General features: G+C 57.7%; 10 protein-coding genes. 1 reads left to right on the plus strand and 9 read right to left on the minus strand.

What is annotated here, in order from left to right; translation table 11 throughout:
• Positions 1–62: 62 nt before the first annotated feature.
• The 9 genes from rseP to HDE75_RS01730 form a co-directional block, all read right to left on the minus strand.
• The gene (rseP, locus tag HDE75_RS01690) at positions 63–1,424 is read right to left on the minus strand and encodes an RIP metalloprotease RseP (RefSeq protein WP_183676522.1); all 1,362 of its coding nucleotides are present in this window, start codon (positions 1,422–1,424) and stop codon (positions 63–65) included.
• The gene (gene ispC, locus HDE75_RS01695) at positions 1,421–2,605 is read right to left on the minus strand and encodes a 1-deoxy-D-xylulose-5-phosphate reductoisomerase (RefSeq protein WP_183676521.1); all 1,185 of its coding nucleotides are present in this window, start codon (positions 2,603–2,605) and stop codon (positions 1,421–1,423) included. The genes rseP and ispC overlap by 4 nt, the downstream gene beginning before the upstream one ends.
• Positions 2,606–2,617: 12 nt before the next feature.
• Positions 2,618–3,451 (minus strand): phosphatidate cytidylyltransferase, encoded by an 834-nt coding sequence (locus tag HDE75_RS01700; protein WP_183676520.1) that lies wholly within the window; start codon positions 3,449–3,451, stop codon positions 2,618–2,620.
• Entirely contained in the window at positions 3,451–4,230 is a 780-nt protein-coding gene (uppS, locus tag HDE75_RS01705) for a polyprenyl diphosphate synthase (protein WP_183676519.1), read from the minus strand. The genes HDE75_RS01700 and uppS overlap by 1 nt, the downstream gene beginning before the upstream one ends.
• A gap of 100 nt (positions 4,231–4,330) precedes the next feature.
• Positions 4,331–4,891 carry a ribosome recycling factor gene (frr, locus tag HDE75_RS01710; RefSeq protein WP_183676518.1) on the minus strand — a complete coding sequence of 187 codons (561 nt, stop codon included), beginning with the start codon at positions 4,889–4,891 and terminating at the stop codon, positions 4,331–4,333.
• 182 nt (positions 4,892–5,073) lie between these two features.
• A complete protein-coding gene (gene pyrH / locus HDE75_RS01715; protein WP_183676517.1) occupies positions 5,074–5,790 on the minus strand; it encodes a UMP kinase in 717 nt (238 codons plus the stop codon).
• Between the two features lie 148 nt (positions 5,791–5,938).
• On the minus strand, positions 5,939–6,850 hold the full coding sequence (tsf, locus tag HDE75_RS01720; RefSeq protein WP_183676516.1) for a translation elongation factor Ts: 912 nt from the start codon (positions 6,848–6,850) through the stop codon (positions 5,939–5,941).
• A 156-nt stretch (positions 6,851–7,006) separates the two neighbouring features.
• On the minus strand, positions 7,007–7,759 hold the full coding sequence (rpsB, locus tag HDE75_RS01725; protein WP_183676515.1) for a 30S ribosomal protein S2: 753 nt from the start codon (positions 7,757–7,759) through the stop codon (positions 7,007–7,009).
• A 295-nt stretch (positions 7,760–8,054) separates the two neighbouring features.
• Positions 8,055–10,973: a TonB-dependent receptor plug domain-containing protein gene (locus tag HDE75_RS01730; protein WP_183676514.1), complete on the minus strand. Its 2,919-nt coding sequence runs from the start codon at positions 10,971–10,973 to the stop codon at positions 8,055–8,057.
• A gap of 632 nt (positions 10,974–11,605) precedes the next feature.
• On the opposite strand from HDE75_RS01730, the gene map reads away from it, so the two are divergent.
• On the plus strand, positions 11,606–12,415 hold the full coding sequence (map, locus tag HDE75_RS01735) for a type I methionyl aminopeptidase (protein ID WP_183676688.1): 810 nt from the start codon (positions 11,606–11,608) through the stop codon (positions 12,413–12,415).
• Positions 12,416–12,446 lie beyond the last annotated feature (31 nt).

The following is a 12,446-nucleotide window of genomic DNA, read 5'->3' on the forward strand; positions in this document are numbered from 1 at the left end:
TCAATGGACAAACATACACAAAGATTGCTTGTGCAACTTACACGATAGCCTCAGATACTGCATTAATTGAGCAATCGCAACACGTCATTAAAGACGGCAAGCACCATCAAGGTCAGCAGCAAACCTAGCCCCAGGCGCTGGGCAATGTCGGCTACGCGCTCCGGCAAGGGGCGTCCGGTCAAAACTTCCAGCGAATAATACAGCAAATGCCCGCCATCCAGAACAGGAATGGGTAGCAAATTCATCACTCCCAGGCTGATACTGATGAAGGCGATGAAGCTGAGGTAGCTCACCAGGCCGATGCGCGCCGTCTGCCCTGCATAATCAGCGATAGTAATCGGCCCTGTCACATTCTTCAGGGAAACCTGCCCGGTAACCATTTTACCCAGCATTTTCACGCTCATGACGCTGGTATCCCAGACTTTTCCGCTGGCCTTGGACACCGCGGCGAACGGTCCTGATGCCACAACGATCATATCCGGCGCCAGCGCGACCTCGGCCTTGATCTTACCAACTGTTACAGCTGCCTCGGTTCCCGTGCCCTTTTCACTGTCCGGCGTCACCGCCAGGGTCAGGTCCTGGCCATGGCGGCGCAACAGCACTTCCAGCGTCTTGCCGGGCGCCGCGCGCAGGGTTTCGATCACGGCGATGCCATCAGCCATGGGCTGGCCATCGATCGCCAGAATCAGGTCGCCAGGCAGCAAACCGGCGCGGGCAGCGGCGCCACCAGGCATAATTTTACCGAGCACGGGCGCCGGGCGGGCCAGCACCAGGCCCAGCTTGCCCATCGCATCGCCTTCCAGGTCTGACTCGTTCAAGCTGCCAGCTGGCAAGGTCGCTTCCTGCAAACCCCGCTCAGGGCGCTGCACCTCGATCTGCGCAGCGCGCTTGTCGATGGTTGCCTGTATCAATTCCCAGCGCAGCTCGGACCAGCTGGCGACGCTACGGCCATTGACGGACGTGACAGTATCGCCGCCACGCAAACCGGCCGCATAGGCGACGCTTTGCGTGGCAACCGGCCCCAGCTTGCTCGACGGCTCTTCGATGCCATGCATAAACAGGCCAGCGTACAGGACGATGGCCACCAGGAAATTGGCCAGCGGACCAGCCGCCACGATGGCGATGCGGCGCCACACGCTCTGGCGCGTGAATTCGCGGCGCAACTCCGCTGCCGGCAAGCCGCTCAAGTCCTGTTCGCGGCCATCGAGCATCTTGACATAGCCGCCCAGCGGCAATGCGGAAATCGCCCATTCCGTCTGATCCTTGCCGAAGCGGCGCGAATAGACGACCTTGCCCATGCCGATGGAAAAACGCAGTACTTTCACGCCGCACCAGCGCGCCACCAGATAATGGCCCAGTTCGTGCAGGGTAATCAAGGACCCCAGCGCAACGATGAAAGCCAGCAAGGTGGTAATGAGCGTCATGCAGCCAGCCTGTCGCCGATATACGCGTGCGCCGCCATGCGGGCCACTCTATCCTGCTCGATCACCGCCTCGATGCTGGAAGCGGCGCCGTGCGGCACGGTCTCGATCACATGGGCAATCACGCGGTCGATCTGGCGGAAACCAATTTGCAAGTCAAGGAAGGCTTGCACCGCCACTTCATTGGCGGCGTTCAGCAGGGCTGGCGCCGTGCCGCCCGCGCGCAAGGCATCGAACGCCAGCGCCAGGCAAGGGAAACGGTGGAAGTCGGGACGTTCGAATTGCAAAGTGGCAATCTGCGCCAGGTCCAGTTGCGGCACGCCGGAAGCGATACGCTGCGGGTAAGCCAGCGCGTGAGCGATCGGCGTGCGCATGTCGGGATTGCCCAATTGCGCCAGCACCGAGCCATCCACATACGACACCATGGAATGGATCACGCTTTGCGGGTGAATCACCACCTCGATCTGCTCGGCCGAAGCGCCGAACAGCCAGTGCGCCTCGATCACTTCGAGGCCCTTGTTCATCATGGTGGCGGAATCGACGGAAATCTTGCGCCCCATGCTCCAGGTCGGATGCTTGCACGCCTGCTCGGGCGTGACGGCGTCGAGCGACTCGACGGCGCGCGTCAGGAACGGCCCGCCAGAAGCGGTCAGCAGTATCTTGGCCACGCCAGACGCGGCCGGCGAGCGGCCATAGCTGTGGGGCAAGCACTGGAAGATAGCATTGTGTTCGCTGTCGATCGGCAGCAGTACGGCGCCATTGTCGTGTACGGCATCCATGAACAGCTGGCCAGACATGACCAGCGCTTCCTTATTGGCCAGTAAGACTTTCTTGCCAGCACGGGCTGCCGCCAGGGTGGGCGCCAGGCCGGCCGCGCCAACGATGGCCGCCATCACGGCGTCGACCTGGGGCGCACTGGCAATCGCGCACAGTGCGTCCACGCCATAGTCAACTTCCGTAGCGAGCCCCTGTTCGCGCAGCAAACGCGTCAGTTCCAGCGCGGCCTCGGCGCTGCCGACGACGGCGCGTTGCGGGCGAAATTGCTGGCATTGGGCGGCCAGCTCGGCCACCTTGCTGTGCGCGCTCAGCGCATACACGCTGTATTGCTCAGGGTGACGCGCCAGCACGTCCAGGGTAGAGACGCCGACCGAGCCGGTGGCGCCAAGAATGGTAACGTATTGCATTAAAAATATTCCTTAAACCCAGGCGCCGACCAGGGCGGCAAATGGCAAGACCGGAATCAGTGCGTCGATACGGTCGAGTACGCCGCCGTGGCCAGGAAGCAGGTTGCTGCTGTCCTTGATGCCGGCGCGGCGTTTCAATTGGGATTCGAACAGATCGCCGACGATGCTGGCGGCAACCACCACCAGCAAGACCAGCAAGGCTGTCAGCCAGCCGTGGCGCAGTTGCAGCTGCACGGCAAAAGTATCTTGCAAGACCGGCAACGATGGTGCGGCCAGGATGGTGGCTGAGGCGATCACCAGCACGGCAATGCCGCCACCGATTGCACCTTCCCAGGATTTACCCGGAGAAATCGATGGCGCCAGCTTGCGCTTGCCGAAAGCCTTGCCAGAAAAATAAGCACCGATATCGGCGATCCACACCAGCGCCATCACCGACAACAGATACAGCGGGCTGTGCAGAAACAGGGCAACGATGGCGACGAAGCAGCCAACGATGGTGACGGCATAGACCAGGCTGAGCAAGGTATTGCCAAGACCTTCCAATGGTGGCAAACCTGTCGCCAGCGAGGGTACGAAGCGGATCAGCCAGATCGCCACGGACAGGCCGAACCAGAATTTGACCTGGCCCAGGCCGCCGGTGCCAAAGAAGGCATAGGCAAAGGCCGCCGTCCAGACGGCCGCGATCAGCAGCGCCTGGCGATTTTTGAAGATGCGGAAGCTTTCCCACACGGCGGCGCCGAAGAACGCCGTGGCGATCACGGCGAAGGCAGGGAAATTATTGAGATACAGAACCGGCAGCAAGACCGCCAACAAGACCAGGGCGGTGATAATCCGTGTTTTCAGCATCAGTTTGTCTTTTCTGTGAGTTGCGCGCTGGTGCGGCCAAAGCGCCGTTCGCGCTGCTGGTAAGACGCGATTGCCGCGTCGAGGCTATCGACATCGAAGTCGGGCCAGAAAGTTTCGGTGAAAAACAACTCAGTGTACGCCAGTTGCCACAGCAGGAAGTTGGAAATGCGTTGCTCGCCGCCGGTGCGGATGAACAAATCGGGCTCGGGCGCATAGGCCATGGCCAGGTAAGGCGCCAGTTCTTCTTCCGTATAGGCATGGTCGGCAGGCTGGCCCTTGGCCGCAGCGGCCGCTGCCGTCTTCGCTGTCATCTTGTTTACGGCTTGCATGATGTCCCAGCGACCACCATAGTTGGCGCAGATGGTGACGGTCAAGCGCGTATTGTGCGCTGTCTTGCGCTCGGCATTGGCGATCAGGGTTTGCAGTTGCTCATTGAAACGCGATAAATCCCCTACCACTTTCAGGCGGATATCGTTGGCGTGCATGCGGACCACTTCACGCTCGAGCATGGTAACGAACAAGCGCATCAGCATCGATACTTCTTCTTCCGGACGGCGCCAGTTTTCCGAACTGAAGGCAAACAGGGTCAGGTATTCGACGCCACGGTCGATACAGGTTTCCACCACGCCGCGTACCGCATCGGCGCCCTTGACGTGGCCCGCGACGCGGGGCAGGAAGCGTTTGGTTGCCCAACGGCCGTTGCCATCCATGATGATTGCCACATGGCGCGGCACTCGGCCCACCTCTGGTACCGCCGTTGTCGAACTCGAATAGATCATGAAAACACTAAGACCAAATGAAAAGATAGCTATTATGAGCCAAATAGCACTGCCCGGGAAAGCAAAGCCGTCCCGGGCAGTGTATTTAATTCGCCAAGTCCTAGACTGTCAGCACTTCTTTTTCTTTATCAACCACCATCTTGTCGATGTCGGCGATGAATTTGTCGGTCAATTTCTGTACTTCTTCCGACGAACGGCGCTCGTCGTCTTCGGAGCAGGCTTTTTCCTTGACCAGCTTTTTCAGCGATTCATTGGCGTCGCGACGGATATTACGCACGGCAATTTTTGCATCTTCCGCTTCGCTCTTGACCAGCTTGACCATTTCCTTGCGGCGCTCTTCCGTCAGCGGCGGGGTCGGTACGCGGATCATGTCGCCCTGCGCCGATGGGTTCAGGCCCAGGTCAGCGTCGCGGATGGCTTTCTCGATGGTGTTGGCCATCTTCTTTTCATACGGCTGCACGCCAATGGTGCGCGCGTCAACCAGGGTCACGTTGGCAACCTGGGTCAGCGCCGTCGGCGAACCATAGTATTCGACCATGACATGGTCCAGGATACCCGTATGGGCACGGCCCGTACGCACTTTGGCCAGGTCAGCCCGCAGTGTTTCCAGGGACTTAACCATGCGTTCCTGGGCATTTTTCTTAACGTCGGCTAAGGACATTCCAACTCTCCAATCTTGATAATGATAAATATTCTACTTCTGCGGCTACGGAAAACCTACTCGCGCAGCCGAGAGTGTCGAAAACCGTTCAGGGCAAGGCGCGACACCGAAGACAGTACGAATAGTACGGCGAGGTGAAGCAACGCAGCCATGGACGGTTTCTCGGCGCTCCCACTTAAAACTTATACGTGAACCAGGGTGCCTTCATCTTCACCCATGATGACGCGTTTCAGTGCGCCGGGCTTGGTGATCGAAAACACCTTGATCGGCAACTTCTGGTCGCGGCACAGGGCGAAAGCAGTGGCGTCCATCACTTGCAGGTGCTTGGCGATCGCTTCATCGAAGGTAATCGTGTGGAACAGGGTGGCGTTCGGGTCTTTCTTCGGATCGGCCGTGTAGACGCCGTCGACCTTGGTGGCCTTCAGGACGATTTCAGCGCTGATCTCGGAACCGCGCAAGGCAGCTGCCGTGTCGGTGGTGAAGAAAGGGTTGCCGGTACCGGCCGCAAAAACGACCACTTTGCCTTCTTCCAGGTATTGCAGGGCTTTCGGACGTACATACGGCTCGACCACTTGCTCGATGCCGATGGCCGACATGACGCGGGCCGTGATGCCAACATGGCGCATGGCGTCAGCCAGAGCCAGGGCATTCATCACCGTGGCCAGCATGCCCATGTAGTCGGCGGTGGCACGGTCCATGCCTTGCGCGCCAGGCGCGACGCCGCGGAAGATATTGCCGCCGCCAATCACGATTGCCAGTTCCACACCCAACTTTGCCACCTCGGCCACATCGGCCACCATGCGCTCGATCGTGGCGCGATTGATGCCGTAGGGATCATCACCCATCAGGGCTTCACCGGACAACTTGAGGAGGACGCGCTTGTAGGCTGGTTTTGACATGAGCTGGGGCTCCATAAATGAGGTTATTCGAGTATGACATGGCGCAGCGCCGTGCGGCGCCGGTCAGGCGCGCGGGGCTGCCCATGCCGCCGCCCGGCATGCTTTGACGCGGGCGGGCCAAAAAAACGGGCCTCTCGGCCCGCTTTACTTACGCTCCCTGCGAGGCAGCGATTTGTGCTGCGACTTCTGCTGCGAAGTCGTCTTGCTTCTTCTCAATGCCCTCGCCTACCACGTACATGGCAAAGCCTTTGACGCTGGTGTTAGCGGCTTTCAGCATTTGCTCAACGGACAGCTTGTCGTTTTTCACGAAAGCTTGGTTCAGCAGGGAAACTTCTTTCAGGAACTTCTGTACCGAACCTTCCAGACGCTTGGCCAGGATTTCTGGCGATTGCGCTGGCTTGCCTTCGGCGGCTGCTTTGGCTGCATCTTCTTCAGCTTTCAGTTTTGCAACCGAACGCTCTTTTTCGATCAGTTCTGCAGGAACTTCATCGGACGACAGCGATACTGGCTTCATTGCAGCGATGTGCATTGCCACGTCTTTGCCTACTTGCTCATCAGCGCCGTCGAATTCGACGATCACGCCAATGCGCGAGCCGTGCAGGTACGATGCCAGCTTGGCGCTGGTTTCGAAACGCTGGAAGCGGCGGATGGTCATGTTTTCGCCGATTTTGCCGATCAAAGCCGAACGCACTTCGTCCAGGGTCTTGCCATCGAGTGGCAGGGCCAGCAGGGCAGCTACGTCAGCTGGATTGTGTTCTGCTACCAGGCGGGCTGCGCTGTTTGCCAGTGCCAGGAAGTCGTCGTTTTTAGCAACGAAGTCGGTTTCCGAGTTCACTTCAACCAGGGCACCTACGCCGTTGGCGATGTAAGTTGCCACTACGCCTTCAGCGGTGATGCGTGCCGATGCTTTCGATGCCTTGCCGCCCAGTTTGACGCGCAGGATCTCTTCAGCACGTGCCATGTCGCCATCGGCTTCGGTCAGTGCTTTTTTGCATTCCATCATTGGTGCGTCGGTCTTGCCGCGCAATTCGCCTACCATCGCTGCTGTAATCGCTGCCATGTGTTTCTCCATTCGGTGAGTCGACAGTCGCGGCCAGGATGTGCACCCCGCCAGCGTGAACCATCGTTTTTTTGTTAAAAAAAAGGGGGAGCTGCTGCCACCCCTTTTCCATTACTGCTGCGTCTTGCAAACCGCTATCTTGCGATAGCGTGGCAATTAAGCCTGTTCGTTAACTTCGACGAATTCGTCGCCAGCGGCTGCTTTAACCAGTTCGATCACTTCGTTACCGGCAGCTGCACGGCCTTCGATGATTGCATCAGCAACACCGCGAGCGTACAAGGTGATGGCTTTCGAGGAGTCATCGTTACCTGGGATCACGAAGTTCACGCCTTCTGGGGAGTGGTTGGTATCGACAACGCCGATAACAGGGATACCCAGTTTAGCTGCTTCGGTGATCGCGCCTTTGTGGTAGCCGACGTCAACAACGAAGATTGCGTCAGGAACGCCGCCCATGTCCTTGATGCCGCCGATCGATTTTTGCAGCTTGATCATCTCACGGGAGAACATCAGCGCTTCTTTTTTCGACAGCTTTTCGATCGAACCGTCTTCGATCATCGCTTCCATGTCCTTCAGGCGCTTGATCGAGGTCTTGATCGTTTTGAAGTTGGTCAGCATACCGCCCAACCAACGTTGATCAACGAAAGGCACGCCAGCGCGTTGTGCTTCAGCAGCGATGATTTCGCGTGCTTGACGCTTGGTGCCTACCATCAAGATGGTGCCACGGTTTGCAGCCAGTTGACGCACGTGCTTCATTGCGTCCTGGTACATCGCCATGGTTTTTTCCAGGTTGATGATGTGGATCTTGTTGCGGTGGCCGAAGATGAACGGTGCCATTTTTGGATTCCAAAAACGGGTTTGGTGACCAAAGTGGACACCGGCTTCCAGCATTTCGCGCATTGTTACGGACATTATTAACTCCAGGGTTGGGTCTGGAATCCGATCAGTCACCATACAGGCACCCTTGTCGACCGGATTCGCTTGTTTATGTAAATTAAAGTCAGCCCAGCTACAGGCCGCTTGTTGCATTGCTCAAAATGGAATTCAAGCAACCCGGGATTCTACACCGAAACGGCAAGGGCATCAAGTGCGCACTGCAAATGTCCGCACTGGCCGCTGCAACATGAAAAAAGCCCGCCAGGCGAACCTGGCGGGCTGTGCTGATACGACTCAAGCTGACATCGGGCGCCCCTTGCGGAGCGTCAGATCAGAAAGCCTGGTTGTAGCGTACGTAGACGAAACGGTCGATCGGTGCATTTGGATCCACCGACGACGACGACGACAGTTGCAAGCCATTGTTGTTAGCTTGATACATGATGCGCGGCGAACGATCGAACAGATTGTTGGCGCCGACCGAGATTTCACCCTTCCACGACGTTTTGTAAGCAACGTTCAGGTCGGTGTAAGTCACGGAGCCTTTCTTGTTCATGCCAGGACCGAAGCTGGTGCCCTGGAATGTTGGATCGCTGCACTCGATGTTATTGGCAACACTGAAGCAGGCATCTTTCACGCCGCTTTGGTAGCGCGCAGTCACGGTGGCGGACCAGTTACCCTGCGCCCAGTCGAGACTGAGGTTCGATTTCAGGCGGTTGTAGCCAAATTCACCGGCATATTCTTGCCAGTCAGCATCGGCTGCATTGCGGGACTTGAACGAACGCAACAGCGTCGAATCCGAACGCACCGTGAAATTACCGTAAGGCGTGCGTGGCAGGCGATAGTTCAGGCCGATATCAAAACCTTCGGTCGACAATTCACCCTTGTTGATGGTGCCGTGCGACAAGCCAACCACAGCACCGGTAGCGTCACGCGTGATGGCGCCGCAGTAGGACTGGATTTGCTGGACGAAGCAGTTGGTCAGCACGTCATTGGCGGAAACTGCCGAGATCTGGTTTTGAATGGTGATCTTGAACCAGTCCAGGCTAGCCGTCAGGCCAGGAACATACGATGGGCTGTACACCAGGCCCAGGGTCTTGGTCTTGGCCGTTTCAGGAGTCAGCGAATTATTGCCCACGCCGCTATTGAATGGCACGGCCGATTGTGCACCACCGCTCTCGACAGCAACACCGTTCTGATCCTTCTGAACGTAGTGTGCCGGCACGCCAGCTGCAGCGCAACGGCCACGCACCTTGGCATCGGTCGCAGCAATACCATTTACGCTATCGCAAGGATCCAGGTAGGAATCGTAAGCCTGGGAGCCGCCACCGAAGGTATCACCCAGCGCCGGAGCACGGAAACCTTGCGCCCAGGTGCCGCGCGCCAGCAAGTCGCTGACCGGTTTCCACATGAAACTGGCCTTGCTATTGGTGGTCGAACCGACGCTGTCATAATCCGAATAACGCGTCGCCAGGTCCAGCGACAGCAGCTTGGCGAATGGCTTATCTTTCAGCAAAGGAATACTTGTTTCCAAGTAAGCTTCTTTCACGGAATAACGGCCATCGGTCGAATTGGCTGCCAGGTCGGTCGAGTAACCGGACTGCTCAAACTGGCCTGGATGGTCGAAACCGCGCACGTCGCGCTTTTCCAGACCAGCAGCAACGCCCAGCGAACCTGCAGGCAACTTCAGCACTTCACCAGACAAGTCAGCCGTAAAACTGGCCGTGGTGCTACCGTAGGTACCCTGTCCACGCGACATGATGTAATCGAGGCCACTCGAAGTGGTAGGACCGCCCAGGATGTTGAATGGCGTGCATTGGGTCAACGCAATCGGATTGCCTGGCGTGCCGCATTGCACGACGCCATTGCTGTTGAGGAACGATGGACCCAGCGCCTTTTTCAGGTTCAGCAAGTTGATGTTGCCGGTACTGCTGGTTTCACCCTTGACCTGGCTGTAATTGTAGCCAACGCTCCAGTTCCACGGCAGGCCGCGCAGCGAGAATTCGCCTTCCAGCGTGCCATCGATATGCAAGGTCTGGTTGCTATTGTCGGTCACGCGCGGCACTTCGGTGATACGGCGGGCAAAGTACAGATCCTGGCCATTGCCGGCGCCAGCGACCTGGTTGCCGTACGGATTGAAGTAGCTATCCTTGTCGACGTAGACGCGGTAGTTAGGCTGCGCCAGGCTATTGAGCGGATCACCGGCTACCTGCGCCGATGCGGTACGGTCCGCATACATGGCCGTGGTCGTGAAGCGCATGTTATTCGGCAGCTCGAACGTACCCTTGGTAAAGATCGACGTCAGTGCCGTTGGCGCCTGGAACATCATTTGCGACGCCGAATTGAACTTGTCGTTTGCGTTGCCAGTGTAGTCGTGATAATTGGCAGGATTGCGCGGGTCGCTGCCGACACCACCACCGTTGGCGCCACCAGTGTGGTTCAGGTACTGGTTCCAGCCACCATCGGCAGGATCGGAATTGCTCGAGCCTGCGCGCGAACCCGATGCGAACACGGGAGTGATGCGACCCCATGGACCTGCGCCAAAACCACTGGTAGGATGGTCAGGACCGTAAGGCGTCGCCGTGATGGCGCGCTTGCTGGCCCAGACTGGTTCGGTCTGGTTATGCGTGATGCCGAACATCAGCGAAGCATTATCGCTATTGGCGCCATACGACAAGGCGTAGTCTTCCGTCTTGCCATCGCCTTTTTGGTTGATGCCTTTATAGGCACTGACCGAGCCGCCTTCCAGGCGTTTCTTCAGGATGATGTTGACCACGCCGGCGATCGCGTCGGAACCATAAATCGAGGAAGCGCCATCCTTCAGGATTTCGATACGCTCGATCATGGAAGCAGGCACGGTCGACATGTCGGTGTAGCCATCGACCGACTGCGTCCAGCGCTTGCCGTCGACCAGCACCAGCAAACGGTTCGAACCGAGGTTGCGCATGTCGATGTACTGACCGCCTTGTTCGCGGTTCGACGCCAGCACGGAACCCTTGCTGAAGGCCGGGGTATTACCCGACGAGGTCATCTGATTCAAAATATCGCCGACGGTAATCAGGCCGGTGGCTTGAATTTCCTTGGCGGTAATTTTTTGGACAGGTTGCGCCGTTTCCAGGTCAACCTGGCGGATACGGGAACCCGTAATTTCTACGCGTTGCGGTGCTTCGACATCGGCTTGCGCCTGTGCAAAAGCGGCGAGCGTAGGCATTGCCAATGCTACCGCAATGGCAATCTTGGTACGTTGATGCATGACTTCTCCGATTTGAAATATTGCTGACTACTTACTCCGGTCCTTGATGATCAACATCAGGCCTTGTTTTATGTGTAACGCCATGTGGTTGCGATGCTGACAGCCGTGTATCGAGCCGTTCATCGCCTTGCAGCAACTCAGCAACACTTCCATGACGGGGCAACATCAAACCACTTTCAAAGTGATACTGTCAATCCAGGGAAAGCGCGAATTCAGCACAGAAACAACACATTTTTTTGCGCTAAATTGTTTTGATGTTTTTATGAAAAACTCATCTGACAACCCTTGCAGCAAGCAGCAATGCACCATGCTGGTGCGCAAATATGACGCCATTCATTTCTACGCGCCTTCACGGAGTACGATGCCGCCACGTCCCATCGGCCTGAGAGCCTGATGCAGCAAAGAAGAAACGCCATGGGCCGCGCAATGCCGCTGCCATTTACGCAACGGCCTCGCGCACCAATCTGACGCAAATCCGGACAGCTGTTTTTTCCTGCAGCAACCGCGCCAGAATGGACGCGGCGAATTGACAGCGCCTCGTTTATAATTTCGACATATATGCAGATTTTTCCTTGTAACAGGAATCATCTGTGCTTTCCTTACCGAATATCTTGCAGATTGCGATCCACACCATGTCCACCATCCGTATCAATTCCGCCGCCGACATCGAAGGCATGCGCGTCGCCGGCAAACTCGGCGCCGAAGTGCTCGACTACATCGCGCCATTCGTCAAGGTGGGCGTGACCACCGGTGAACTCGACCGCCTTTGCCACGAATACATGGTCAATGTGCAAGGCACCATCCCTGCCCCGCTGAACTATTGCCCACCTGGCTACACGCCCTATCCGAAAGCCATCTGCACCTCCGTCAACGACGTGATCTGCCATGGCATTCCGGGCGACAAGGTGCTCAAGAGCGGCGACTCCGTGAACCTCGACATCACCGTCATCAAGGATGGCTACCATGGCGACAACAGCCGCATGTTTTTGGTCGGCACGCCATCGATCCTGTCCAAGCGCCTGTCGGAAATCACCTATGAATGCATGTGGCTGGGCATCGCCCAGATCAAGCCGGGCGCACACCTTGGCGATATCGGCCATGCGATCCAGCAACATGCGGAAAAAGCCGGCTATAGCGTGGTGCGCGAGTTTTGCGGCCACGGCATCGGCAAGGTGTTCCATGAAGAGCCACAGGTGCTGCATTACGGCAAACCGGGCACCCTGGAGCGCCTCGAAGCGGGCATGATTTTCACCGTTGAACCGATGATCAATGCCGGCCGCCGCGAGATCCGCGAAATGAACGATGGCTGGACCATCAAGACCAAGGATCGCAGCCTGTCGGCGCAATGGGAACACACGGTACTGGTCACGGAAACGGGCTACGAAGTGCTGACCGTGTCGCCAGGCATGCCGCCACCACCGGCCATCCTCAACGCCGCCTGATTCCCGCTCGCCACCGCCACACGCCAGCCAT

This window comes from Janthinobacterium silvisoli, from assembly GCF_014200725.1.
In the GTDB taxonomy this organism is placed as follows: domain Bacteria; phylum Pseudomonadota; class Gammaproteobacteria; order Burkholderiales; family Burkholderiaceae_D; genus Janthinobacterium.

Excerpts from the sequence above, each read along its gene's own strand:
- rseP (WP_183676522.1), bottom strand. The coding sequence starts at position 1,424 with ATGACGCTCATTACCACCTTGCTGGCTTTCATCGTTGCGCTGGGGTCC.
- ispC (WP_183676521.1), bottom strand. The coding sequence starts at position 2,605 with ATGCAATACGTTACCATTCTTGGCGCCACCGGCTCGGTCGGCGTCTCT.
- HDE75_RS01700 (WP_183676520.1), bottom strand. The coding sequence starts at position 3,451 with ATGCTGAAAACACGGATTATCACCGCCCTGGTCTTGTTGGCGGTCTTG.
- uppS (WP_183676519.1), bottom strand. The coding sequence starts at position 4,230 with ATGATCTATTCGAGTTCGACAACGGCGGTACCAGAGGTGGGCCGAGTG.
- frr (WP_183676518.1), bottom strand. The coding sequence starts at position 4,891 with ATGTCCTTAGCCGACGTTAAGAAAAATGCCCAGGAACGCATGGTTAAG.
- pyrH (WP_183676517.1), bottom strand. The coding sequence starts at position 5,790 with ATGTCAAAACCAGCCTACAAGCGCGTCCTCCTCAAGTTGTCCGGTGAA.
- tsf (WP_183676516.1), bottom strand. The coding sequence starts at position 6,850 with ATGGCAGCGATTACAGCAGCGATGGTAGGCGAATTGCGCGGCAAGACC.
- rpsB (WP_183676515.1), bottom strand. The coding sequence starts at position 7,759 with ATGTCCGTAACAATGCGCGAAATGCTGGAAGCCGGTGTCCACTTTGGT.
- HDE75_RS01730 (WP_183676514.1), bottom strand. The coding sequence starts at position 10,973 with ATGCATCAACGTACCAAGATTGCCATTGCGGTAGCATTGGCAATGCCT.
- map (WP_183676688.1), top strand. The coding sequence starts at position 11,606 with ATGTCCACCATCCGTATCAATTCCGCCGCCGACATCGAAGGCATGCGC.